The sequence below is a fragment of the Specibacter sp. AOP5-B1-6 genome (assembly GCF_052376555.1).
Classification (GTDB): Bacteria; Actinomycetota; Actinomycetes; order Actinomycetales; family Micrococcaceae; genus Specibacter.
On sequence record NZ_JBQSVT010000051.1, the window covers coordinates 1 to 23,451 of the forward strand.

Sequence of the window (23,451 nt, forward strand, 5' to 3'; positions counted from 1 at the left end):
GCCACGGCCGATTAAGCCGCAGGTTTGAGCGACGGGATGATCTCGGTCAAGGTTGCCTTGTGGTTGTCCCACTCGGCTTGCAGCGCCTCCACCGTCATCCGATGCGAGACCCCTGACGCATCATAGGCAACAAAATACTGACCTTCGACCCTGCCTTGGTAGCTCTCGCAGGTGTAGCCGTAGCTGTACCCGTACATGCCGTCCCGTTCCACCAGGGACGGCTCCTGCGTGTAGTTGAAGTCCTCCAGGCAGCCGAACCCCGAACTGGCACGGAAATAGACCAGGTCTTCCTGCGTGGCGTCCAATTGCGCTTGAAAACCCTGGTCAATGGCGGCGTGAATTTTCTCCTGCGTGACCTCGCCGTCCGGTTTGGCGCCCGCCTCGTACGTCAGAAGGGCCGTGGCGTCCTTCTCCTGGTTGATGGCGTTGAAACGCTCGTCAGGCTGGCTGCCGTCATCCTTGATGATCGTGACATTCTGGCCGTTTTCAATCCATCCCTCCGGGTATTTGAAGGAAGCGGCGACCGTGGTGGAATCCACCATGTCCGCCTTGTTGCCGCCACCAACAACGCCCGCAACCAAGAACCCCGCCCCGATTACCAGGGCCAGGAACAGGACCGCTCCGCCGCCAAGAACCCATGGCAGCACTGACTTCTTTTTGGGAGCCGGCGGCATGCCACCCGGCACGCCATAATACGGCTGGGCATAGGGAGCTGCGGGAGGCTGCCCGTGCCCGAACTCGGGCTGGCTTGGGTACGGGGGCTGGTTCTGCTGCGGCTGCCCGTACTGTGGCTGGCTGTATTGCGGCTGTTGCCCCTGCTGAGGCTGGCCGTATTGGGACTGGTCGTACTGCGGCTGCTGGTGCGACCAACCATTGCCAACTTGACCATACTGCTCAGGCTGGGCTTGGCCCGGGTACTGCGGCTGATCGGGCTGCTGCCACTGCTGGGGCTGGCCGTACTGGTCCCGGTCCGGGTGCTGGGACTGCTGCGGCGGCTGCTCCGCATTGGGGTCAGGATTCTGTTCGGGCGGACCCGGCACCGGTGGTGGCATGGACATGTGGAGGCTCCTTCTTCCGCGCAGCAGCTACAAGCAACGCTTTCCCTCGATCCTATAAGGACTCCACAAGGTACCGCGATGGGGACAACTCCCCCGGCAGCGCCCGCGCAAGCTGCCGCCCGGTGATTCCGATCCCGCGAGCCAAAGCCTGCCGTCTGGCCCGGTTATGCTGGTGACCCAACTACGAGAAAAGGAAGTGCGCCACGGGCACCACCACCAGATTGATGCAACCATCGGACGTCGAAGAGCTGACGGAGCTCCTGGTCAGGAATCGCGAGTTCCTGCGTCAATGGGATCCGTTGCGAGACGACGATTTCTTCAGTGTGGGCAAGCAAACAGAGCTCGCCCGCGTCGCACTGGAGGCTTGCGAGAACGGCGGTATGGTGCCGCTGGTAATCCTCAACCCGGGCGGCTCAATTGCCGGGCGCTTGAACATCAACGGGATTGTCCACGGAGCCTTCCAATCAGCGAGCCTCGGGTATTGGGTGAGTGAGCATGAAACCGGCGCCGGACTGGCCACCACCGCCGTTGGGGAAGCCGCCGAATACGCGACGACCCAACTGGGTCTCCACCGGCTCCAGGCGGAAACACTTACGCACAACGTACGCTCGCAAAAGGTTCTGGCGAACAACGGTTTCAGCCGTTACGGATTCGCGCCCCAATACCTGAAAATTGCCGGCCAGTGGCAGGACCACATCCTCTTCCAGCGCATTCTGGAACCGAAGCCCTAACCCCGCGCCTGGGGATGCCCGCTCAGGCGCCCAGCTGTCCGCCGGATTCCTGCAGATAGCAGGTGCCGCAGAGCGATTCGTACCAGACCTCGGACCCTTCGATGGCGACTTGTTCGCCGTCGAACACGATCTCGCCGCCGACCCGGCGGGTGTTGAACATGGCCTTCCGGCCGCACCGGCAAATGGTTTTTAGTTCTTCCAGCGAATGCGCTATTTCCAGCAACCGTGCGGCCCCTGGGAACGCGCGGGTGCGGAAGTCGGTTCGGAGTCCGTAGGCCAGCACGGGCACCCCGTCCAGCACCGCGATCCGGAATAGATCGTCGACCTGGGCGGGATCGAGGAACTGGGCTTCGTCCACGAGCAGGCAGGCGACAGGCGCCAGTTCCACGTGTTGGAGCAGCGCATCGGGGTCGTCGCCAACAACCTGAGTGGCAAACAACGCGCGGGCGTCGGCACCCGGAGGGATGACGAAATCCACTTCCCGGCGGACGCCGAGGCGCGAAACAATCGCGTTCTCACCTTTGGTGTCCACGCCAGGCTTCGCCAGCAGAACCCGCTGGCCGCGTTCCTCATAATTGAACGCAGCCTGCAACAAACCCGTCGACTTGCCCGAGTTCATGGCGCCGTGGCGAAAATACAGCTTCGACAAAACATTCCTTTCAAGTGCTGGATCAAAAAAGTTACGGATCGGTACTGATGCTCTGCTGCGGGCTGTGAAATCGGAATTGGACAATGTGCAACCGCACGGAACTTCACATCAAAGGAAGTGTTGCATGCCTGAGTTCATGGGCGGCCACAATCATCACAGGCACCACCGCCGACGCCTTGGACCAGCGCGCGAGCGGTGGGAGACCGTGGATGGGCCCACGCGACCGAGGGCCCCGCCGCGGGCCTGCGAACGGTGGGAGGGCCCCGGGATTAGTCCAGGCCGAGTTCGTCCTTGCCGAAGATGAACAGGTACGGGATGTTGGCTTCGGCTTCGATGCGTTCCTTCGCGCCCGTGTCGCGGTCAACGATGACGGCCACGGCTTGAATGTTGCCGCCTGCCTTGCGCACGCCTTCAACAGCGGCCAGCGCAGATCCGCCGGTGGTGGAGGTGTCCTCGAGGACAACAACCTTGCGCCCGTCAACGCCGGGGCCCTCAACCTGGCGACCCATGCCGTAGGACTTTTGCGCCTTGCGAACAACGAAAGCGTCGATCGGGCGACCGGCATCGCCTGCTGCGTGCATGAGTGCAGTGCCGACCGGGTCTGCACCCATGGTCAAGCCGCCGGCAGTCTCAAACTCGATTCCGGCGTCGTCCAGCATGGCCAGCATGACGCGGCCGGCCAGGCGGGAAGCTTCGTGGTGGAGGGTGATGCGGCGCAGGTCGATGTAGTAGTCGGCCTCCTTGCCGGAGGACAGGATCACCTTGCCGTGAACCACGGCGAGTTCCTTGACGAGTTCGAGCAGGCGGGCGCGGTCAGCGGCGAGAGTGGAAGTCATGGGTTTCATTGTAATTGCGAGCACGCAACACCGCCGAAACAAGGACGGGATACGCTGGTCACATGCGCGAACTACAAGCACGGATCATTGAAGAACTTGGTGTCCAGCCGACGATTGACCCGGCCGCGGAAATCGCACGGCGGGTCAAATTCCTGAAGGATTACCTGAAAGCCACCGGCACCAGGGGCTATGTGCTCGGCATCAGCGGCGGCTTGGATTCCACCTTGGCCGGGCGGCTGGCCCAGCTGGCCGTGGAGGAACTTGCGGACGAGGGCCTGGACGCGAATTTCATTGCCGTCCGCCTGCCCTACGGCGTGCAGCACGACGAAGATGACGCACAAGCAGCGCTCGAATTCATCAACGCGAAAACCGAGCGGACCTTCAACATCGCACCGGCCGTGGACGGTTTTGAGGCCGAGTTCGCCAAGACGGCCACGGAAGACGTCACCGACTTCAACAAGGGCAATATCAAGGCCCGCAGCCGCATGATCGCCCAGTATGCCCTCGCCGGCCAGGACAGCCTGCTGGTCATCGGAACCGACCACGCCGCCGAATCGGTCACAGGTTTCTTCACCAAGTTCGGCGACGGCGGCGCAGACATTCTCCCGCTGTTCACCCTGAACAAGCGCCAGAACAGGGCCTTGCTCAAACACCTGGGCGCCTCCGAACAACTCTGGAACAAGGCGCCCACCGCAGACCTGCTCGACGGCGTCCCCGGCCGCACCGATGAAGACGAACTCGGCATCAGCTACGACGACATCGACGACTATCTCGAAGGAAGCGCCATCCCCGAGGCGGCAGCCCAGGCCATCGAACGCCGCTTCCTGCAGAGCCGGCACAAGCGCACCACCCCGGTCTCGCTGCTCGACGACTGGTGGAATTAGCAGCCCCATTGCGGGCCCCGGGCGTATATTCAGAATAATTCAAACACCGGCAATGAAGCCGAGAGGTGGACACCATGAACGTCACTGAGAAATTCCGCGCAGCCCGCAACCAATTGCTTGGCATGCGTCTGGACAACGCCCGCGCGCAGCGCGAATTTGTTTGGCCCCGCTTCACCGAGTTCAACTTTGCCCTCGACTGGACCGACAAACTCGGCCAGGACCCGGTCACGGCCAACAATCCCGCACTGGTAATCGTGGAACAGGATGGCACATCCACCCGGCGCAGCTTCAAGGACCTGTCTCTCCGGTCCAATCAGGTGGCCAACTGGCTCCGCGAAAAAGGCATTCGGCGCGGCGATCACATGATCATCATGTTGGGCAACCAGGTTGAGCTGTGGGAGCTGATGCTGGCCTGCATCAAGCTCGGAGTTGTCATGATCCCGACCACCACCATGATGGGCCCGGCCGATCTGCGCGACCGGGTCGAACGCGGCAAGGCCCGCTGGGTCAGCGCACGCGAAGAGGACGCAGCCAAGTTCGCCGACGTCCCCGGCGACTACACCCTGGTCGCCGTCGGACTGGGCAGCACTGGAAACACGGCAAGTGCAGCAACCGCCGCCAACAGGCCCGTTCTTGACTATGCGGAATCGGCGGCCGCACCGGTGGACTTCACGCCGGACGCCCCCACACTGGCCGATGACACCATGCTGCTCTACTTCACCTCCGGCACCACGTCCAAAGCCAAACTGGTGGAGCACACGCACACGTCCTACCCCGTGGGCCACCTCTCCACCATGTTTTGGATTGGGTTGGAGCCCGGCGACGTGCACCTGAACGTCGCCTCTCCGGGGTGGGCCAAGCACGCCTGGTCCAACGTCTTCACGCCCTGGATCGCCGAAGCCTGCGTGTTCATTTACAACTACGCGCGCTTCGACGCCGCAGCCCTCATGGCCCAGATGGACGCCGAACACGTCACCAGCTTCTGCGCCCCGCCCACCGTCTGGCGCATGCTCATACAGGCCGACCTCACGCTCCTGAAGCACCCGCCCACCAAGGTGGTCTCCGCCGGCGAGCCGCTCAACGCCGAGGTCATCGGCCAGGTCGAGCGGGCCTGGGGCCAGCTCATCCGGGACGGTTTCGGCCAGACGGAGACCACCGTGCAGGTCGCCAATACGCCCGGCCAGCCGGTGAAAATTGGTTCCATGGGCCGCCCGCTGCCGGGCTATGACGTGGTCCTTGTGGACCTGTTCACTGGTGAGGAAGCGGACGACGGCGAGCTTTGCCTGCGCTTGAACCCCGCCCCCGTGGGGCTCACCAGGGGCTACTTTGGCGACCTGGAGAAGACCGCTGAAGCCTTCCGCGGCGGTTATTACCACACCGGGGACGTGGCCAGCCGGGACGAGAACGGGATCCTGACCTATGTTGGCCGCAGCGACGACGTCTTTAAATCCTCCGACTACCGGCTTTCTCCCTTTGAGTTGGAGAGCGTGCTGCTCGAACACGCGGCCGTGGCCGAGGCGGCCGTGGTGCCATCGCCTGATGAGCTGCGCCTGAGCGTGCCGAAGGCCTACATTGTGTTGACGGCCGCCTATGAGCCCAACGACGACACGGCCAGGGACATCTTTGCCTACTGCCGCGAGCACCTGCCCGTCTACAAGCGGATCCGTCGGCTGGAGTTTGCTGAGCTGCCCAAAACCATTTCCGGCAAGATCCGCCGCGTGGAGCTGCGTGCCAACGAAGAAGCCCGCCACGGCACTGGTTCCACCAAGGAAGCAACCATGACCAACAAGGAATATCTGGAGTCAGACTTCCCCAGTTAACCCAAAACGCCCCCTCAGTGACTGTGCACTGAGGGAGCGTTGGGAGGCGGTGGCCGGGCCCCGGAGCGGGGATGGATTTCGGAAGGCCGCTCGCGGCCGAGGAAATCTTACTGCCCGCGAGGGGTCCGCCCACCGCCGGAAGCAGGCTACGCGGTCAGGGAGTCCACGTATTCCTGGTTTTCACCGATCCACTTCTTCACAACTTCGGTGTAGTCGTCCGTCTTTTCGCCGTTGAACATGACGTTCTCCAGCGAGGACAGCGTCTTGGAGTCCATCTTGAAGTCCTTGAGCCAGCCGTTGAGCTTGGGGTAGTCCTTGTCAAAGTCCACACGTGAGAAGCTGTGGATGCCTTCGGTCGCGCCCAGCGTGCCCTTGGGATCCTTCAAGTCCTTCACGGGGAAGGCGTCGTAGGCCCAGTGCGGGCGCCACAGGGTGACAACTACGTTCTCACCCTTGGACGTTGCCGTCTTCAGCTCGGAGAGCATGGCCGGGGTGGAGGACGTGATGTAGTCCATCTTGTCCAGACCGTAGCCGGGGATGACCTCGTTGGTGGTGGCTTCGGTCAGACCGGCGCCGGGCTCAATGCCGATGATCTTGTTGCCGAACTTGTCGGCATTGGCTGCCAGCTCATCCAGCGAGTCGATCGGGGCGTCCTCGTTGACGGCGATCGTCAGCTTGGCATCGTCGTACCATGAGCCCAGGTCGACGAGCTTGTCGCCGTATTCTTCGATGTAGGTTTTGTGTGTGACGGGCAGCCAGGTGTCCAGCACAACGTCGTAGTCGCCGGCGGAAAGACCCGAGTAGACGGGTGCCGCGTCGGCGTTTTCCAGTTCGACGTTGTAGCCCTTCTCGGTGAGGATCGCCTTCCACAGCTCGGATGCGGCTACGCCCTCATCCCAGCCGTTGAACACGACAACCTTCAGGTCCTGCTTGTCACCGTTCTCCACCGTTGCGGCGTCGCTTCCGGAGCCGCAGGCGGTCAGGCCCAGTGCCAGTGTTGCCGCCATGGCCACAACACCCATAAATTTCTTGTTCATTGTTCATTCCTTTCATTGGCAGCCCAGAATTCATGGCTGCCGCGATTGGTTTGCAAATCTTTTGGTTCAGTTGGTCTTAGGCGCTCTTGCTGGGCTTCCGGCTGCTGTTGGAGCCAAAGCTGGCCGTCACCCGGTCGAGGAAGATCGCGACGATCACCACGGCGATGCCCGCTTCGAAGCCGAGTCCGGCGTCGATGCGGTTCAAGGCGGCGACAATGTCCCCGCCCAGGCCGCCGGCGCCGACCATGCCGGCGATAACCACCATGGACAGCGAGAGCATGATGACCTGGTTGATGCCGGCCATGATGGTGGGCCGGGCCAGCGGCAGCTGGATTTGGCGCAGGATTCGTCCGGGGCTTGAGCCAAAGGCATGCCCGGCCTCAACCACTTCCTTGTCCACCCCGCGGATGCCCAGTTCGGTGAAGCGGACGCCCGGGGCCATGGCGAAGATGATTGTGGCGATGATGCCCGGCACCACGCCCACCCGGAACATGACCAGGGCCGGAATCAGATAAACCATGGCAGGCATGGTCTGCATGAAGTCCAAAATGGGCTTGATGACTCCTGACGCCCGGTTGGAACTTGCCGCCCAAATACCCAGCGGAATACTGATCACCACGGCCACGACGGTGGCGATGGCCACCAGGGCCAGCGTATCCATGGCGTTTTCCCATTGGTTCACGCCAACGATGATGGTGAAGCTGATTGCCGTGCCCACACCGAGTTTCCAACCGCTCGCCCACCAGGCAATCGCGGCAAAAATTACGATAATGACCCAGAAGGGAGGTGTTGTCAGCAACCAGTCGAGGCCGTCGTAGGCACCAACAAAAATACTGCGGATGATGTCGAAGACGCTGTCGAAGGTGGTGGTCAGCCAGTCAAGGCCAACCTCAACCCACTCGCCCAGCGGGATTCTAAAATTCGATTCCACTATGCGTCTCCTTCGGTCTTCGCCAACGCGGCGGTGACAACTTGTTCGGGGATGGGTGCAGCGACGGCATCAACCACAGGGAATTCCCCGGTGGTGGAAGGCACGTTGCCCAGCGCAGCCAGCAGCGTCACTCGCGGCAACGCGCCCACCAGCCGTCCGGCGTCGTCAACCACGGGAAGCGGAATGGGGCTCTCCACTGCGCGGCCAAACAGGTCATTCAAGGCGGTGTCCGGGCTGACCGGTTCGATGCCGTTGCGGACCACGGCATTCAAGTCGGAGCTGTGCGCTTCAACCTGCGTCATGACGTCACGATCGCGCACGGTGCCCAGGTAATTGCGGCGGCGGTCCACCACAAATGCGGCGGACACCTGCAGGTCACGCATGGTGCGCAGGGCGTTGCGGGGGCCGCCGGAGAGGTTCACAACGGCAAGCGCGGGTTCCATCACGCCGCCTGCCGTAAGCACGCGGGTCCGGTCCACGTCCTGCACAAACTGTGCAACGTAGTCGTTCGCCGGGTTGGTGAGAATCTCATCCGGGGTGCCGATCTGCACGATCTCCCCGTCACGCATGACGGCGATCCTGTCACCCAGGAACATGGCCTCGTTGAGGTCGTGGGTGATGAAGACAATGGTTTTGTCCAGCTCTGACTGCAGCAGCACCAGCTGTTCCTGCATTTCGCGGCGGATCAGCGGGTCGAGCGCGGAGAACGCCTCGTCCATGAGCAGGATGTCAGTCTCGGCGCACAGGGCACGGGCCAGGCCAACGCGCTGCTGCATGCCGCCGGAAAGCTCACCGGGGTACTTCTCGCCCCAGCCTTCAAGTCCCACCAGGGAAAGGATCTTCTCGGCGCGGGCCAGGCGGTCAGCCTTGGCCACACCCTGGACCTCAAGTGCGTAGGCGGCGTTTTCCAGCACCGTGCGGTGCGGCATGAGCGCGAAGTGCTGGAAGACCATGGAGATCTTCTGCTGGCGCACGCGGCGCAGTTCCTTGTCGCTGATCTTTGAAATGTCTGTGCCGCCGATGACGACCGAGCCCTCGGTGGGCGCCCACAGCCCGTTCAGGGTGCGGATCAGCGTGGACTTGCCGGAGCCGGACAGTCCCATGACAACAAAGATTTCGCCTTTTTTAACATCAAAGGACGCGTCAATGACAGCCGCCGTCCCGAGCGCGGTCAATTCATCGCGTTTCTTGCCGCCCTTGAGGCGCTTGATAACTTCGGTGGGGCGCTTGCCGAAGACCTTGTAAACATTCTTGACACTCAGCGCAGTGCCGTCCCCGGCCGATTTTCCGGCCAGATCCGCCGTATCGTGCTGTTTCACGTCGTTTTGTTTGGATTCGTACACGTAGTACCCATCTACACAGCGGTTCGGAACCCACCTAGTGCAGTGGATCCTGAACGCTGCAATTAGTGATCTCGTGCTGCAGGCGTTTGTTACGCGTCAAACTCTTCGCTTCCCGCATGCCCCGGCCGGGGCTGCAAGGAAAGACGGTCCCACCCTCAGGGCAGGCAATGGGAAGCTATCCCTACCGCCAGTTCGACGGCCTGTGTCTGGCTGCCGCATGCAAATGCGACGATGATTCGTCATCGTCGCAGAAGTTGTATGGCAGTTGCCCGCAGGCTTGTCGGTCTACTGGTTCGCTTCCCACCCTAACAAACCGACGTTCGCTACCAGCGTAATTTGGGCACTATTAGGCGCCAAAGGAAAGCAATGTCTCCATTTGCGGCCGCGCACCGGGCCGCACAAGAGTTACCGTTTTGTAACCCTGGGCAACTGAATGCAGCTCCCGGCGGGGCCGCGGCAGTGTCCCTGCCCACAATTCCCAAGAGTCCCCTGCGGCGGCCGCGGGCCCTGCCCGGCTTAACTTGATAGCTTGGAGACGTGAAGATTGCTACCTGGAATGTGAACTCGCTCCGTGCCCGCGCCGACCGTGTGGAGGAGTGGCTGCGCCGCACCGATGCCGACGTGCTCGCCATCCAAGAAACCAAATGCAAGGACGAGAACTTCCCCTGGGAACTCTTTGAAAACAACGGCTACGAGGTGGCCCACTTTGGTTTCAGCCAGTGGAACGGCGTGGCCATCGCCTCCCGTGTGGGCCTCGAGGACGTGGAGCGCACCTTCTCGGGACAGCCGGCCTTCGGCAAGGGCGGCAAGGATCCCGTCCAGGAGGCCCGCGCCATCGCCGCCACCTGCAACGGCGTGCGCATTTGGAGCCTGTACGTCCCCAACGGCCGTGCCCTCGACGACGAGCACATGCCCTACAAGCTCCAGTGGCTCGACGAGCTCAAGAACCAGGCCGCCGGCTGGCTGGCCGCCGACCCCAACGCCCAGATTGCGCTCACGGGCGATTGGAACATCGCCCCGCAGGACGACGACGTCTGGGACATCGACTTTTTCCGCACCCAGGGCCTGACTCACGTCAGCGAACCCGAGCGGGCAGCCTTCTCAGCGTTTGAAGCGGCAGGCTTTGCCGACGTCGTGCGTCCCCTGCACCCGGGCCCCGGGGTCTACACCTACTGGGATTACACCCAGCTGCGCTTTCCCAAAAAGGAAGGCATGCGCATCGACTTCGTGCTGGCCTCCCCCGCCCTCGCTGCCCGGGTCACCGCCGCTGAAATCGACCGCGAGGAACGCAAGGGCAAGGGCGCCTCGGACCACGCCCCTGTCATTGTGGAGCTGGGCTGAGCCATGCCGGACGGGCTGTATTTGGGCGGGGTGCAGCTCCCTTTCGTCTCGAGCCTGCGCGTCTACCTGCCCCGCGAGGCTTACACCGAGGCCGAGTTCGCCTACCTGCAGAGCCGGGTGGGGCCCGAACAGAACGCCGTCAGCGTTGATGCCACCGAGCTTGCGGATTCGCTGTCCCGGGTGAGCCGTGCCCGCCCCAATCCACTTCCGACGACGTCCGGGGACAGGGTGCGCACGCTCACCCTGGGAGAGGGCGAACCGCTGCTCTACGCACCCAACCAGGTGGTTGCCAGATCCGTTGCCGGCACGGCCGAACTACTGGCGGGAAACCTCGAACAACTGGCCACCTTGGTTCTTCCCCAGGAGGAGTGGGCACTTGACCTTGCCCGCGCCACGGCCGCCCCGCAGCTGGAAATGGCGCTGCAAACACGGTCGTCGACGTGGGGCATCCCCTTCAGCTGGTTCATTCTCGTCTATGCCAATGACCGTATGGAGGTGGTTGAGTCCAACGGCAGGATCCTGACGGTCCGGATCCAGGTGCCGCTGTCGATTGCCGTGGGCCGGGCCGAACGGATGCTGTTGATGCTCGCCGAGATGGCGCCCGACCTTGACCTGTTCTCCGAGCTCGAGGACCTCGGCCGCTGGTTGGGCGGCTTTGCCGACGGCGGAGTGGTGGAGCTCGATTACGGCCCGGTGGCCAACAGGGTCCATCCCGACGATTCCCCCGCCGACGTGCACATGGGGCTGCAGTGCCTGGCCGAGGGAGATTTCACCGGCGCGGCGGCCGCCTACCGCAGGCTGGCCAACCGCTGGATGCCCATCAGGCAGCTGGCCCGGGCAAGCTAGTCCCCACGTCCTCCCTAACCTCGCTTCGCTCGGCCAGGGAACCCCGGACGCGTGGGCCCACCCACGTCCTCCCTAACCTCGCTTCGCTCGGCCAGGGAACCCCGGACGCGTGGGCCCGACTTCTCAGCGCGGGGGCGCGGTGGTTTCACGCTGAACGAGGTTAATCGGCATGATTCTTTCCTGGCTCGCTCCGGTGTTGCCGTTCAGTTCCGCCAACAACATTTGCGCCGCCACGCGGCCATGGTCAATGGGTTTCTGTGCAATCGTGGACAGTCCTGCGGGCCCGGAAAAGTCGTAGTCGTCGATCCCCACCACGGAGAGGTCCGCCGGGATGCGGATGCCGCGCCGGCGCGCCTCAAACATGAGTCCCAACGCCATCTCGTCCGATCCGCAGAAGACGGCTGTGGGCCGTTCGCCGGGCTGATCAAACAGCCGGCCCGCCGCGGCCACGCCTTCGAGGACGGTGAAGTTGCCGGCAACGTTCCATTCGGGCCGCACCTGCAGTCCGGCCCGGTGCATGGTGGCCTCAAAGGCCCGTGACCGGAGCACGGGGACGATAAAGTTCTTTTCGTCCTTGCTTCCTCCGCGCAGCTGCCCGATGGCGCGGTGTCCCAGATCGATCAGGTGCTGGGTGGCTTCGGTGGCCGCGGCAGTATCGTCGATGTGCACACCGTGGCAGCCAACGACGGGACCGCCCACGGCTATGAGGGGAATGTGTGCGTGCTTCAGCTCCTCAAGTTCGACGCCGGAAAGTCCCAGGCACAGGACCACCAGCGCGTCAACATGTTTGCGCACCATTGGCTCCGAAAACCGGCGCCGTTGCCCGTGCTGGTAGCCTCCGAGGCTGAAAAGCATCAGGTTGTAGCCGTGTTCACGCAGTTCCTGGTCGATCCCTTCCAAGGCATGCGCAAAATACCAACGGTCGATGAACGGCACGAGCACGCCCACTGTTTTTGTCCGTCCCGTCGCCAATCGGGTTGCTGAGGGTGAGGGCACATACCCCAGGTCCTGCGCCACAGCCAGGACACGTTCCCGCGTGGCCGGGCTGACCCGCGGCAGACCCCGGAGCGCACGTGAGACAGTGGCGGTTGACACCCCTGCACGTGCTGCGACGTCGTCAATGCTGACTCCCATGCCGCCTCCTTGCAGTCCTTCGTCATCGGTGTTGCGGGGGTTTGTCTACTGGGGCCGCCGGCCGCGCCTGTTGGGGAGTTTCCTGCGGAGCCGGATCATGCCCCACAGTCCCAAGCAAACGAGCAGCAATCCCAGCGCCCAGATCAATGCCGGCTGCCCCGTCACCTCCAGCCAGACGGTCACACCAAAGAGCAGCACCGCCCAGAAGCCGAGAAATCCGATGATGATGTCAAAGTCTTCACCACTTTTTTGTTTGGTCGTGGGGATATGCAGACCGTTGGGTTTCGTCGGCTGCTTGCGTGTGGGGCGTTCCATGGCCTACTTCACCGCCCCTGCTGTGAGTCCGGCGACAATCTTGCGCTGGAAGATCAACACCAGGATCACCAGAGGAATGGTCACCACGGTGCCTGCCGCCATGACTGCCGTGTACGGCTCCTGGTGCGGCTGGGCGCCGGCGAAGCTGGCAATCGCCACGGTGACCGTTTGCGTGGTGTCGTTGGACAGGATGCTGGCGATCAGGTATTCATTCCATGCTGCGATGAACGCCAGGATGGCTGTTGTGAAAACCGCTGGCGCAGCCAGTGGCATGATGACCTTGCGGAATGCCTGCCCCGCTGTGCAGCCGTCAATGCGGGCCGCCTCCTCCAACTCCCATGGCATTTCCCGGAAGAAGGATGTCAGTGTGTACACCGTCAGCGGAAGCACAAAGGAAATGTTGGGAATGATCAACGCCTGGTAAGTGCCCATCCAGTTGATGTTCGTGAACAGTTGGAACAACGGTGTCACGATGGCCACGCCGGGGAACATGGAGGCTCCCAGGACAACGCCCAGGACCAGGAATTTCCCGCGAAAATTCAGCCGGGCCAGTGCGTAAGCGGCAAACACGCCAAACAACAGTGCAACAACTGTGGTGACACCTGAAACGAAGAGCGAGTTCAGCAGCGCCCTGTCCAGGTGGTTGCCCATCTCGGATGAGAACGCTGTTGCGAAGTTGTCCCACGTGACGTGGGTGAAAAAGGGTGTCGGGTCGAAGGTGTACCCAACTTGCCGGAAGGCCGTGACAACCATCCAATAAAATGGCAACAGACACCAGATGACAATGACGGCGGCGCTGATGTAGGTGCGGGAACTGGCCCAGCGCTGGCGCTTGCGGGCAACGCCCTTGGCGGCCGCAGTGTGTGCGCTCACGGATTGCGTTGCGGTGCTCATTTCAGCTTCCCCTTTGCTCCGCCACTGGCGGATTCAACGGCGTTGGCACCCAGGAACCTGACGAAGATGAATGCGACTATGAAGATGATCAGGAACGTGATGGTCGACAGGGCTGCTGCCGAATTGAAGCCAATCCGGATTTGGTTGACCACCAGAATTGAGAGCGTTGTGGTGCCGTTGGCGCCTCCTGTCATGATCGCCGGCAGGTCGTACATGCGAAGTGCGTCAAGGGTGCGGAACAAGATGGCAACCATCAAGGCAGGTTTGACCAGTGGCAGGGTGATCAACCGGAACCGCTGCCACGCGGAGGCACCGTCAACCTTGGCTGCCTCGTAAATGTCCGATGGGATCATTTGCAGGCCGGCCAGTATCAGCAGGGCCATGAACGGGGTGGTTTTCCATATATCGGCAATGATGATGGCAGTCCGTGCCGGGCCCTCGCTGCCCGTCCACAGGATCGAGGTGTTGAACAAGGTGTTGGCGATGCCATCAAAGGCAAAGATGAAAAACCACAACTTTGCCGTGACGGCTGTGGGAATGGCCCACGGCACCAGCACCGCCGCACGCAGGACACTGCGGCCCCGGAACGTGCGGGCCATGATCAGGGCCATCCAGAACCCCAGAATGGTTTCAAAGAACACCGTCACCACTGTGAAGAAGAACGTCACTCCGGTGGCGGACCAAAACTGCGCCCCCAGTGTTCCCGGCGGACAGCTGACTGTCTCCCCGCTTGCCGACTGGCACTGCTGGAACAGCCAGTGGATGTAGTTTGCGAATCCGGCAAAACCACCTGCCACGAAGGTTCCCGTGACCGGGTCCAGCCCCTCATCCTGTTCCAGCGACATGATGATTGCGTTGATCACCGGGTACAGGATCACAATCGCCAGGACGATCATTGTTGGAATTATCAGCAGTGTTGCCAGCCGGCCCTGGGTCTTTTCCTTGCGGTCAGCTCCCACTTCCTTGCTGTTCCCGGGCCCGCCCCGCGCTCCTTTGCGCCGGGCCTCCGGATCCACATGTGTCGACATGCCTGCTCCTTTCACCACGTTCGTTGGTGTGCGCCACCGCCAGCGGGGTGGTGCGGCTGCGCGGCACCGGTCCCGCAGGGGTGGTGCCGCGCGCAAAAACTATTCGGACCGTACAAACTTGCCGGGCAATTTGCCGGGCAAACTTGCTGGGCTAGCTTGTCGTGCAAACCGCCCGGGTCTGCCAGCCTGCGCATGGCCTGACACCCACCGTCTGCCCTGGCGGATTGAGAACTGGCGGGGCCGGAGTTCGCAATCGGCACCGGCTTGGCCCGATCCCACCGGCCCGACCCGGTCCCGTCATTCGGGACCGGGGCCGGGGGTTGGCTACTTGGCGCCCGCCGTGCCGATGGCCGCCTCCATGTCGGTCAAGGCCTGGTCAACGGTTTTGCTTCCCTGCAGTGCAGCGAAACTGTTCTGCTGAATGGCCTGGGTGACAGCCGGGTAGAACGGCGTCACGGGACGGGGAACGGCGTTCTCAATCGAGGTTTTCAGCACTGGCAGGTACGGCAGCTGGGCGATGAGGTCAGCGTCGTCGTACAAGGAAGCCAGCACCGGCGCCAGGGATCCCTGGGTGGCGTAGAACTTCTGTGTCTCTTCGGTGGTCATGAATTCCAGGAAATCCTTGGCCGTGGCCTTGTTCTTGGAATACACGCTCACACCCATGTTGTGGCCGCCAAGGGTCGATGCGCCGGGCCCGTCCTTGCCGGGCAGCGGGGCAACCCCGAAGGTGTCCTTCACTGTGGAGGATCCGTCAGTCTTGGCCAGGTTGTACACATACGGCCAGTTGCGCAGGAACATCAGCTTGCCGGCCTCAAACGACTGGCGGCCCTGCTCCTCCTGGTAGGTCAGCGCCTGCTTCGGGATGTTTCCGTTCTTGTAGGCGTCCACCAAGTTCTCCAGGCCGGCCTTGGCTTCCGGCGAATTCACCGTGGCCTTGCCTTCCTTGTCAACGATTTGGCCGCCCTCACTGTTGATGGCCTCGGAAACGTTCACCGTCAGGCCCTCGTACTGGGCAAACTGTCCGGCATAGCAGTCAATGCCCTTGTCCTTGGCGATGGAGCACATGCCCATCATTTCCTCCCACGTCTTGGGCGGGTTGGGGACCAGGTCCTTGCGGTAGTAGAGCAAGCCACCGTCGGAGGTTTGCGGGAGCGTGTACAGCACATCCTTGTACGTACCGGTTTCCACCGTTGCCGGCAGCATGCCTTCCGTGGACACCTTCAGGGTGTCCTTCAAGGGCTGCAACCAACCCTTGGCGGCAAACTCCGCCGTCCAGATGACGTCGACACTGGCGACATCGTAGTCGGCGTTTTTCGCTTGAAAGTTTTTCACAAGGTCATCGTGCTGCTGGTCGGCATTGTCCGACTGTTCCTTGAACGTGACCTTCTCATCCGGATGTGCCTTGTTCCACTTCTCAAGCAGCGGGCGGACCACGTCGGAGTTGTCCTTGCCCTGCACATACGTGATGGGACCGCGGCCGTCGAGGTTCTCCGAGGCCGCGCCCCCTTCGCCGCCGGTTCCGCCGCCACCGCCTGTCCCGCCGCCGCACGCGGAAAGGGCCAGGGTGAGCGCTGCGGCAGCCGCCAGTGGCATGTACATCCTTGAAATCTTGTTTCCCATGCTCATTCTCCTCAAGTGAAATTTTCGGGTTTCGGCACGTAGTTCCAAGGCGCGCCATTGAGTGGTGTAGCTCACACTAGTAACATTCGCCGCCAATGCGCAAGCGCTTACATCATTTCGTTACCTGTTTGTTTCACGACGGTCGGGACGACGGTTTTTCACCGGTTGTCGGACTGCACCGGATGCCGGACGCGGCGCCGGCCCTGCCTGCCGGGGAAGCACGACGGCGAGCCCGCGATGGGTGCCGGGCGTGAGCATGGGCGCGGGACTGGTTGGGCGGAGGCCCGGGTATGGTCCGGGGAGGCGCGACAGTCGCCGATCCCCGGGCAGCCACGCAAAAGGCGGTGGCTGCCGTGTGGCAGCCACCGCCTTTTGCGGATCGTTCAGTTGGTCCGATTCGTTCGGATGGTCCGGATCCTTCCGGAGTGTTTACTTGTCGTGCTTGAAGAGCCCGGCGATTTTGGCGCCGAACCCCTTGGCGTGCTCTGCGGCGTCGCCGGCAAATTCCTTCACGTTTCCCACCGCGTCTTCGGTGAACTCCTTGATGTTTTCACCCGCATCTTCGGCGAATTCCTTGATGTTCTCGCCCGCGTCGCCCGCGAAATCCTTGGCTTTGTCCGCTGCATCGCCGGCAAAATCCTTGACGTTCTCCACGGCATCCGCGGCAAAGTCCTTGGCCTTGTCCACGGCTTCCGCGCCCGTATTGCTGGCAGCTTCTGTTGATCGTTCAGCCGGGTTGCCGGCGTTGTTCTCGGTCATGATGCCCTCCGTGTTGCGTCGATGCGGGCCCCCGGACGAGAAATACCCAAGGGGATGATGAAATGAGACTAGCGGACTCTTTCAGCTTTCGTGAACCGCGATCTTGCTCCTGCACCGATGCTGAGGAGAACAGGGACCTCCATGCCCAGCAGTTCGTTCAGGACAGCCACCATTTCCACGATGTCGGCGGCTACCTCTTGCGGTGCGACCCCTGGCCGCGGGAGCACCCGCACCTTGATGGCCGTCTTCTTGCGGAAGTCATAACTCGTCACGGAGACGCCGTACAGGTCGGTGCGTTCCAGCAACGCGCTTTTCAGTGCCTGCTCGGCCACAGCGCAACTGAGCTTGACTGCACCGGCGGCTCCGTCGTCGTCCGCGTTTCCTTGATAGTCAAGCAAGGTGCCGGCGCGGCCCTTGCCTTGGTTGGCGATCCAGGAAATCATCACGATCACCACCACGAGGAAGAAGACGGCGCAGACCAGCCAGATCCAGCTCTGCGAGGTCATCTGCAGCTTGGTGCGCGCATCCAAGGCGGCCAGCCAGGCGACCTGTGCGCCGGCGTAGTTCTGCCACCACCGGGCGGCGGCGGGGGCAGCTGAGACAGTCGCCAAACCGGCACCGCCAACGAGGAGGAGCAGGCCAAGGAGACTCAGCAGGAATCTGTTGAACCCGCGAGGTGTGCCGTTCATACCCCGATCACCCCGCTGTCTGCCAGCTTCACAACGACGGCCGGGGCGGGGTCCAGGGCCATGGTGGCCAGCTGGGCCTCAACGGCTGCCTTGATGCCCGACTCCGAGAGCATGATCCCGGAAGTGGGGCGGACGTTGACCTGGACGAGTCGGGCCGAAACCACCACGACGACTTGCTCCCTGGTCACGCCTGCCGCCATGCGGGCACACTTGGCAAGCGCAGAGGCGATGACCTCGTCATCGACAACAATGGCCACGTTTGGGTCGGCTATCACGTGCCGTGCCCGGCGTCCCGGCAGAACCCCGTGGCTCAGCAGGACCAGGCCCACAAGCGCAATGAGGACCCCGGCGGTGCCGAGCAGAAGCGGCGGGTAGGGACCGGGCAGCTCGGCAATCCACCGGGCCGCCAAGATCGGGTCGACCAGCCAGGTGGGCTGGCCCAGCGCGGCCAGCATCATCTCCAACAGGCAGTACACGGCCGCTGCCGCAACCACAACTGCCGCAGCCACGGCCAGGCCGGAACGCGGCGAGTGGGTTTCCCTGCGCAGCACCCGCTGCGTGAAGGCACTCACTGGACGCGCCCGTCGTCGCGCGTCAACAGACCGGAAATCCGCACATCAACCCGGCTCAGGCGTGACCCCGTCAGCTGCTCGACCTGGGCCAGTATGAGCGACTTGGCGGCCGTCGCGCGGGCCAGGATGCTGCCGCCGCTGTGCGCCACCCGCTCGGGGTTCCGACGCACCTCGTTCAGTGAGGGCGCGCCCATGGCCGACGAGACGGAGAGCGCCAGTGCGCCCGCGTCGTCGGACCAACCCACCCGCACTTGCGCGGGAGCCACGGCAAGCACCTCTGCGGCGGCCACCTTGGCCACGGAGGTAAGCGCCTGGGCACTGATGCGGTTGTGTCCGGCAAACTCAGTCGATTTCACCAGGTCCGTTTCCTGGCGTTCATTGTTCGGGGCTGGCTTGCCCAGAGTGGTTCCGGCTGCGGCCGGCTTATGTGCCGGGGCACCGTTCACGATGACGAGCGCCGTCCAGTCAGGGCATCGAGGACACCGCGCCAGTCAAGCTTTCCACTCGCGGCACGCCCCACAAACGCGCCGACCGCAATGAAGACTGCCGCAACAACAAAGCCCCAGAATCCAAAGGCAAAGGCCATGAACGCCAAAAACGCGCCAAATGCTGCGCACACCACACTGAGATTCACGGCTGTTCCCCTGCTTCCATTGGATTGCTGCTGCTTCCGATCACCGGCGGAGCTGACGGTACTGAATCGACGCGTGCCGGCTCACCGGCAGCCGGCCTGGCCCCTGCGCCCAGACGGTCAGCCAGGCGGGGGCGTGTCACGGGTTTTTCAGTGTCTGGACCGGGGATGAAAACATCCGTGATTTCAATGTTCACTTCAATGACATTGCGTCCCACCAATTCTTCGACCGCAGCGTAGACGGCACGGCGCACAGTGTTGGCCAATGCTTGCAGCGGGTAGCCGTACTCTGCCAACAAGACGATATCCACGGCCACCTGAGACTCGCCGACCTCCACCCGCACACCCTGGGTGAGGTCGGTGGCACCGACAACTTCACGAATGGCACCAAGGGATCGTGAAGCACCGGAGCCAAGTGCATGGACGCCGGGAACACCACGGACAGCAACACCAACAACTTTGGCCACCGCTGTCTCAGCAATGACTGTGCGGCCCTGGGTGTCGTCCGGGCTGATGGTGGCCGAAGCCGGTGAAGCTTGATTGTGCGGGTCCATGAACGCGCCCTTTCTGTTTCTCTTACGGTAAGCCTATGCACCGCAAACTTCCGGGGCAACGCCGGTACAGTCCGTGGTCACTTGTAAACGTTGCGCAGTCAGGCCGACTGTATCCCGATCCTGGGTTCCAGTGGTCTCCAGTGGGTCGGCGAGCCCTTCTGTTGGCATGCATCGCGGGCCAGCTGCCCGTCCACCGGCTGGCTGCGAGGATGGTCCCATGAACAATTCACCGGCACAGGCGCCCGAAGGCCATCTGGTCTTTGTTCACGGCGGCGGGGTTGGGCCGTGGATGTGGCGGGCCCAAAAAGAATTCCTTGAAGGCCGTTTTCACATCCATACGCCCGTCCTGCCCGGCCACAGCCCAACAGGATCAGGACGGTACACGACGCACGCCGACGCCGCCCGCCACGTTGCGGAGCAGATCAATCTCGACGCGCTGCAAGGCGACGTGCGGGTCATCGGCTTTTCTGTCGGCGGCCAGGTGGCAATGGAGCTTGCCGCCGCCCATCCGGACCGGGTCGCCGGAACTGTCATTGTCAGCTCGGTGGTGCTGCCCTGGCGTCACGCCGCATCACTGGCAGCCCTCTCCGCAGCCGCGGCTCCGCTGGCACGGCTGCGGAGCTTTGCCCGCGCCCAGGCGAAACAGTTGTATGTGGGCGAACATGATTTTGAGGCATACTTTGAGCTTTCCCGCGCAATGCACAGGGAATCATTGCGGAATTTGATGCACGCCAATTTCTCGTTTCGGGTCCCGGCTGCATTTACCCGTTCCACCCATCCGGCCCTTTTGCTGGCCGGAGAGAATGAACAAAAGGCAATGATCACAAATTTGGAGCGCATGGCCAGGGAACTGCCCAACGGCCGCTTTGAAAGCGTGGCGGGTGTCGCCCACGGAATTCCCATGGCCGCGGCGGCTGAGTTTAATGAGCTGTTGAGTTCGTGGCTGGGAACCCCTGGAACTGAGAACGGCTGAACCGGCTGCACCATCGGCCGCATGGAGAACTGTCCGGGAAACGAGAAAGACCCCGATTTCTCGGGGTCTTACTGGTGGCTCCGACCGGCGTCGATCCGGTGACCTTTCGATTTTCAGTCGAACGCTCTACCAACTGAGCTACAGAGCCTTGGTGATCTGAAAATCCTCGTCACCAGATCTCCTCGAACCAGCGAACTGATCAAGAAAACCAAAGCGACCCTGACGGGACTCGAACCCGCGACCTCCGCCGTGACAGGGCGGCGCGCTAACCAACTGCGCTACAGGGCCATACTTGTTGCTGCATTATTCATTACTGCTGTGTGTTTCAACCAACGCTTTCGCGTGATTTTCACGAGTTATAGCGTACCAGCAATTTATTGCCCGGCTTACCAGTCACTCGCAAAGTACCCCCAACGGGATTCGAACCCGTGCCGCCGCCGTGAAAGGGCGGTGTCCTAGGCCGCTAGACGATGGGGGCCTAGTCATCCTTCGGGCCGCCGCGTTGTTTCCAGCGCTTCGGTTTGAAGTGGACTCCAAAAACTATAGGGCCTATTTCACCAGAACACAAAACGGCCATCCCACGCCTCCGTCCGGCCCATCCGGAATTGGCTGCCGGGGCGCCGGCCAAACCCCCACATCTGCCCAAAAACCGCCCCGGAACGGCCATTTCAAGCCGAATTCACTAGGCTGGGGGCATGCATGAAAATCCACTCGCCGGCATCCCTTCCTTTGGCCCCTTCACCATGGACGAGGATGAATTTGATGCCGCCGTGCAGGCTGCCATCGCCAGAATCCCCGAAAACATCCGCGCACAGATGGACAATGTGGCGATTTTCACTTCCGACGACTACGTGCCGGCTCCCGGCGAAAACCCGGACACCGTGCTGCTGGGACTGTATGAAGGCACGCCACTGACCGAACGTGACTCGTGGTGGGGATCAGGGTCCCTGCCCGACCGCATCACCATCTTCCGCCGGCCCATCCTGGGAATCTGCCACAGCCGCGACGAGGTTGTCCATGAAATCACCGTGACAGTGGTCCATGAGATCGCCCACCACTTCGGTATCAGCGACGACCGCCTGCACGAACTCGGCTGGGGCTGAATGACACCAATGTGATTCAAGTTGCTGATGTTGCCCGTGTTGCCAAGCCTTCTCCGGGGCCGTAGGGTCTGATCAGCTGTGTAAATGCGCGCGCGAAAACTTGCCCGGCCCCGCGGCCCGCAACAACGCACCATTTACCTACCGATCTGCAGTAAGGCAATTGGATGACTACGCGCTATTTGGTTCGCGGCACCACGGCACTGGCCTGTGCCGTTCTGGTCTCAACAGCATTCCTCTCCCCCGCCCTCGCAGCCCCGTGGCAATCCCCCCTTTTAAGTACCGTCCCTTTAAGCACGACGGCGCTGGAACAGTTCTCGCTGCGCCCGTCCAGTCCCTCCATTCCCAGCCAGGATGACATCGCCAAGGCCAAGCAGTCCGAGGCCGCCACCGCAGCCGCTTCGGCCCAGCTCGATGCGATCATCAGTTCCGCCAACGACAGGCTGCAGGCCTCAACCGTTGTCGCCATGGGTGCCAACAGCTCCTACACCGACGCCCTGGTGACGCTGGAACAGCGGGAAGCTGAGGCGCAGACTGCCAAGGCCAAGTCTGATCAGGCTGCCGGCGCCCGCAAGAAAGCCCAAGCCCAGCTGGGGCAGCTGGCCGGCAGCCTGTACAAGAACGGCGGACTCGACCTCAGCATGCAAAGCTTCCTGACCAGCTCCGACGCGGACGACGCCATCTACCAGGCAACGACGCTGATGGCGTTGAGCACCAACCGGGCAGAAACTTTCGACGCGGCCGAGGCGTCCGCCGCGACCTCCGCAGCATTGGATGCCTTGGCCGTGGAGTCCCGCAATGCAGCGGATGCAGCCATCGCCGCGGCAGAGGCCTCACGCACCAAGGCCCAGTCAGCGGCCGACGCCCAGTCCGCCGTCGTGGCTGAAAACCAGGCCCAGCGGGACGTCCTGTTGGACCGCATGGCAGCCCTGCACAACACCTCCGTCGCCCTGGAAGGCGCCCGCGTTGATGAGCTGGCCCGGCAGGCACAGGAAGCCGCACTGAAGAAGCAAATCGAAGCCTCCGCCAACACCCCTGAACCCGTCGCCCCGGCACCCGAGCCGGAACCAAAAGCAGATCCAGTGGTCCCGGATGTTGTGCCGAACCCGCCGGCCCCCGCCACCCAGGCACCCAATCCGCCGGCGGCACCCGCAGCGCCAGCCCCGGAACCCGAGCCCGCTCCGGAGGTTCCCAAGGCACCCGCACCCGCACCGGCACCCGAGGTTCCGGCCCCGGCGCCGGCTCCCGAGCCGGCACCGACGACACCCGCGCCCGCACCGACAACCCCGCCGGCACCGGTGGCCCCACCGGCCGGTTCGTACATTCAGGTCATGGTTGATTACGCCATGTCCAAGATTGGCAGCCCCTACCAGTGGGGCGGCAACGGTCCCAACGCCTTTGATTGTTCCGGGCTCGTGCAGCAGGCATTTGCCGCCGCAGGCATCTCAGTGCCGCGCCAGGGCACCGACCAGTTCTGGGCGGCTCCGACGCGCGTGCCGCTGTCAGAGATGCGGTATGGGGACCTGTTGGTCTTCGACGACGACGGTACCGGCCGGTTCGGCCACATCGCCATCTACATCGGCAACAACCAGGTGGTGCAGGCATTGAGTCCGCAGCAACCCCTGGGAGTGACGTCCCTCTCGTGGATGTCCGGCATGAGCTTGTACCCCTACGCGGCCAGGTACTAACCGGGCGCAGGGAGCTGC

General features: G+C 62.7%; 24 protein-coding genes, 3 tRNA genes and 1 pseudogene. 8 read left to right on the forward strand and 20 right to left on the reverse strand.

The features are described 5' to 3' along the window. Nucleotides 1–11: 11 nt before the first annotated feature. Entirely contained in the window at nucleotides 12–1,058 is a 1,047-nt protein-coding gene (locus ACT3TS_RS17580) for a hypothetical protein (protein ID WP_444532824.1), read from the reverse strand. A gap of 224 nt (nucleotides 1,059–1,282) precedes the next feature. Between ACT3TS_RS17580 and ACT3TS_RS17585 the strand changes: the two genes are divergently transcribed. Then, nucleotides 1,283–1,789 carry a GNAT family N-acetyltransferase gene (locus ACT3TS_RS17585; RefSeq protein ID WP_444532847.1) on the forward strand — a complete coding sequence of 169 codons (507 nt, stop codon included), beginning with the start codon at nucleotides 1,283–1,285 and terminating at the stop codon, nucleotides 1,787–1,789. A 22-nt stretch (nucleotides 1,790–1,811) separates the two neighbouring features. On the opposite strand, the gene ACT3TS_RS17590 is transcribed toward ACT3TS_RS17585, so the two are convergent. After that, on the reverse strand, nucleotides 1,812–2,438 hold the full coding sequence (locus ACT3TS_RS17590; RefSeq protein ID WP_444532825.1) for a thymidine kinase: 627 nt from the start codon (nucleotides 2,436–2,438) through the stop codon (nucleotides 1,812–1,814). A gap of 269 nt (nucleotides 2,439–2,707) precedes the next feature. After that, nucleotides 2,708–3,274 carry an orotate phosphoribosyltransferase gene (pyrE, locus tag ACT3TS_RS17595; RefSeq protein ID WP_444532826.1) on the reverse strand — a complete coding sequence of 189 codons (567 nt, stop codon included), beginning with the start codon at nucleotides 3,272–3,274 and terminating at the stop codon, nucleotides 2,708–2,710. Between the two features lie 62 nt (nucleotides 3,275–3,336). Between pyrE and nadE the strand changes: the two genes are divergently transcribed. Next, nucleotides 3,337–4,158, forward strand: coding sequence for an ammonia-dependent NAD(+) synthetase (gene nadE / locus ACT3TS_RS17600; protein ID WP_444532827.1), 822 nt, complete (start codon nucleotides 3,337–3,339; stop codon nucleotides 4,156–4,158). A gap of 74 nt (nucleotides 4,159–4,232) precedes the next feature. Further along, nucleotides 4,233–5,978, forward strand: a complete 1,746-nt coding sequence (locus ACT3TS_RS17605; RefSeq protein WP_444532828.1) for an AMP-binding protein — start codon at nucleotides 4,233–4,235, stop codon at nucleotides 5,976–5,978. Between the two features lie 146 nt (nucleotides 5,979–6,124). Here the strand turns inward: ACT3TS_RS17605 and ACT3TS_RS17610 are convergent, their stop codons facing one another. The 3 genes from ACT3TS_RS17610 to ACT3TS_RS17620 form a co-directional block, all read right to left on the reverse strand. Continuing rightward, nucleotides 6,125–7,015: a glycine betaine ABC transporter substrate-binding protein gene (locus ACT3TS_RS17610; protein ID WP_444532829.1), complete on the reverse strand. Its 891-nt coding sequence runs from the start codon at nucleotides 7,013–7,015 to the stop codon at nucleotides 6,125–6,127. 76 nt (nucleotides 7,016–7,091) lie between these two features. Further along, entirely contained in the window at nucleotides 7,092–7,946 is an 855-nt protein-coding gene (locus tag ACT3TS_RS17615) for an ABC transporter permease (protein WP_444532830.1), read from the reverse strand. Then, nucleotides 7,946–9,265 carry a quaternary amine ABC transporter ATP-binding protein gene (locus ACT3TS_RS17620; RefSeq protein WP_444532831.1) on the reverse strand — a complete coding sequence of 440 codons (1,320 nt, stop codon included), beginning with the start codon at nucleotides 9,263–9,265 and terminating at the stop codon, nucleotides 7,946–7,948. Before ACT3TS_RS17620 ends, ACT3TS_RS17615 begins: the two co-directional genes overlap by 1 nt. Before the next feature lie 561 nt (nucleotides 9,266–9,826). On the opposite strand from ACT3TS_RS17620, the gene ACT3TS_RS17625 reads away from it, so the two are divergent. Further along, nucleotides 9,827–10,630 (forward strand): exodeoxyribonuclease III, encoded by an 804-nt coding sequence (locus ACT3TS_RS17625; protein WP_444532832.1) that lies wholly within the window; start codon nucleotides 9,827–9,829, stop codon nucleotides 10,628–10,630. 3 nt (nucleotides 10,631–10,633) lie between these two features. Continuing rightward, entirely contained in the window at nucleotides 10,634–11,476 is an 843-nt protein-coding gene (locus ACT3TS_RS17630; protein WP_444532833.1) for a hypothetical protein, read from the forward strand. 123 nt (nucleotides 11,477–11,599) lie between these two features. Here ACT3TS_RS17630 and ACT3TS_RS17635 read toward each other — a convergent pair whose 3' ends face one another. The 11 genes and pseudogenes from ACT3TS_RS17635 to ACT3TS_RS17685 form a co-directional block, all read right to left on the reverse strand. After that, the gene (locus ACT3TS_RS17635; RefSeq protein WP_444532834.1) at nucleotides 11,600–12,610 is read right to left on the reverse strand and encodes a LacI family DNA-binding transcriptional regulator; all 1,011 of its coding nucleotides are present in this window, start codon (nucleotides 12,608–12,610) and stop codon (nucleotides 11,600–11,602) included. A 45-nt stretch (nucleotides 12,611–12,655) separates the two neighbouring features. Further along, nucleotides 12,656–12,925, reverse strand: a complete 270-nt coding sequence (locus ACT3TS_RS17640) for a hypothetical protein (RefSeq protein ID WP_444532835.1) — start codon at nucleotides 12,923–12,925, stop codon at nucleotides 12,656–12,658. A 3-nt stretch (nucleotides 12,926–12,928) separates the two neighbouring features. After that, nucleotides 12,929–13,819: a carbohydrate ABC transporter permease gene (locus ACT3TS_RS17645; protein WP_444532836.1), complete on the reverse strand. Its 891-nt coding sequence runs from the start codon at nucleotides 13,817–13,819 to the stop codon at nucleotides 12,929–12,931. Beyond that, nucleotides 13,816–14,847 (reverse strand): carbohydrate ABC transporter permease, encoded by a 1,032-nt coding sequence (locus ACT3TS_RS17650; RefSeq protein WP_444532837.1) that lies wholly within the window; start codon nucleotides 14,845–14,847, stop codon nucleotides 13,816–13,818. The genes ACT3TS_RS17645 and ACT3TS_RS17650 overlap by 4 nt, the downstream gene beginning before the upstream one ends. Nucleotides 14,848–15,171: 324 nt before the next feature. After that, nucleotides 15,172–16,467: an ABC transporter substrate-binding protein gene (locus ACT3TS_RS17655; RefSeq protein WP_444532838.1), complete on the reverse strand. Its 1,296-nt coding sequence runs from the start codon at nucleotides 16,465–16,467 to the stop codon at nucleotides 15,172–15,174. A 429-nt stretch (nucleotides 16,468–16,896) separates the two neighbouring features. Continuing rightward, nucleotides 16,897–17,226 (reverse strand): hypothetical protein, encoded by a 330-nt coding sequence (locus ACT3TS_RS17660; RefSeq protein WP_444532839.1) that lies wholly within the window; start codon nucleotides 17,224–17,226, stop codon nucleotides 16,897–16,899. 68 nt (nucleotides 17,227–17,294) lie between these two features. Next, on the reverse strand, nucleotides 17,295–17,915 hold the full coding sequence (locus tag ACT3TS_RS17665; protein ID WP_444532840.1) for a hypothetical protein: 621 nt from the start codon (nucleotides 17,913–17,915) through the stop codon (nucleotides 17,295–17,297). Then, entirely contained in the window at nucleotides 17,912–18,487 is a 576-nt protein-coding gene (locus ACT3TS_RS17670) for a hypothetical protein (RefSeq protein WP_444532841.1), read from the reverse strand. Before ACT3TS_RS17670 ends, ACT3TS_RS17665 begins: the two co-directional genes overlap by 4 nt. After that, the gene (locus ACT3TS_RS17675; protein WP_444532842.1) at nucleotides 18,484–18,933 is read right to left on the reverse strand and encodes a hypothetical protein; all 450 of its coding nucleotides are present in this window, start codon (nucleotides 18,931–18,933) and stop codon (nucleotides 18,484–18,486) included. Before ACT3TS_RS17675 ends, ACT3TS_RS17670 begins: the two co-directional genes overlap by 4 nt. Then, nucleotides 18,930–19,121, reverse strand: a complete 192-nt coding sequence (locus tag ACT3TS_RS17680; protein WP_444532843.1) for a hypothetical protein — start codon at nucleotides 19,119–19,121, stop codon at nucleotides 18,930–18,932. Before ACT3TS_RS17680 ends, ACT3TS_RS17675 begins: the two co-directional genes overlap by 4 nt. A 155-nt stretch (nucleotides 19,122–19,276) precedes the next feature. After that, nucleotides 19,277–19,672, reverse strand: a pseudogene (locus tag ACT3TS_RS17685) (Asp23/Gls24 family envelope stress response protein); the annotation flags it as partial. A 217-nt stretch (nucleotides 19,673–19,889) separates the two neighbouring features. On the opposite strand from ACT3TS_RS17685, the gene ACT3TS_RS17690 reads away from it, so the two are divergent. Further along, the gene (locus tag ACT3TS_RS17690) at nucleotides 19,890–20,645 is read left to right on the forward strand and encodes an alpha/beta fold hydrolase (protein ID WP_444532844.1); all 756 of its coding nucleotides are present in this window, start codon (nucleotides 19,890–19,892) and stop codon (nucleotides 20,643–20,645) included. A gap of 72 nt (nucleotides 20,646–20,717) precedes the next feature. Here the strand turns inward: ACT3TS_RS17690 and ACT3TS_RS17695 are convergent. The 3 genes from ACT3TS_RS17695 to ACT3TS_RS17705 all read right to left on the reverse strand — a co-directional run bounded on the left by ACT3TS_RS17695 (nucleotide 20,718) and on the right by ACT3TS_RS17705 (nucleotide 21,123). Then, nucleotides 20,718–20,793: transfer RNA gene (locus tag ACT3TS_RS17695), tRNA-Phe, on the reverse strand. A 66-nt stretch (nucleotides 20,794–20,859) separates the two neighbouring features. After that, nucleotides 20,860–20,933: transfer RNA gene (locus tag ACT3TS_RS17700), tRNA-Asp, on the reverse strand. A gap of 117 nt (nucleotides 20,934–21,050) precedes the next feature. Continuing rightward, nucleotides 21,051–21,123, reverse strand: a tRNA-Glu gene (locus tag ACT3TS_RS17705). Nucleotides 21,124–21,340: 217 nt separating this feature from the next. Between ACT3TS_RS17705 and ACT3TS_RS17710 the strand changes: the two genes are divergently transcribed. Next, on the forward strand, nucleotides 21,341–21,748 hold the full coding sequence (locus tag ACT3TS_RS17710; RefSeq protein WP_444532845.1) for a metallopeptidase family protein: 408 nt from the start codon (nucleotides 21,341–21,343) through the stop codon (nucleotides 21,746–21,748). A gap of 164 nt (nucleotides 21,749–21,912) precedes the next feature. Continuing rightward, nucleotides 21,913–23,433, forward strand: a complete 1,521-nt coding sequence (locus tag ACT3TS_RS17715; protein ID WP_444532846.1) for a C40 family peptidase — start codon at nucleotides 21,913–21,915, stop codon at nucleotides 23,431–23,433. Nucleotides 23,434–23,451 lie beyond the last annotated feature (18 nt).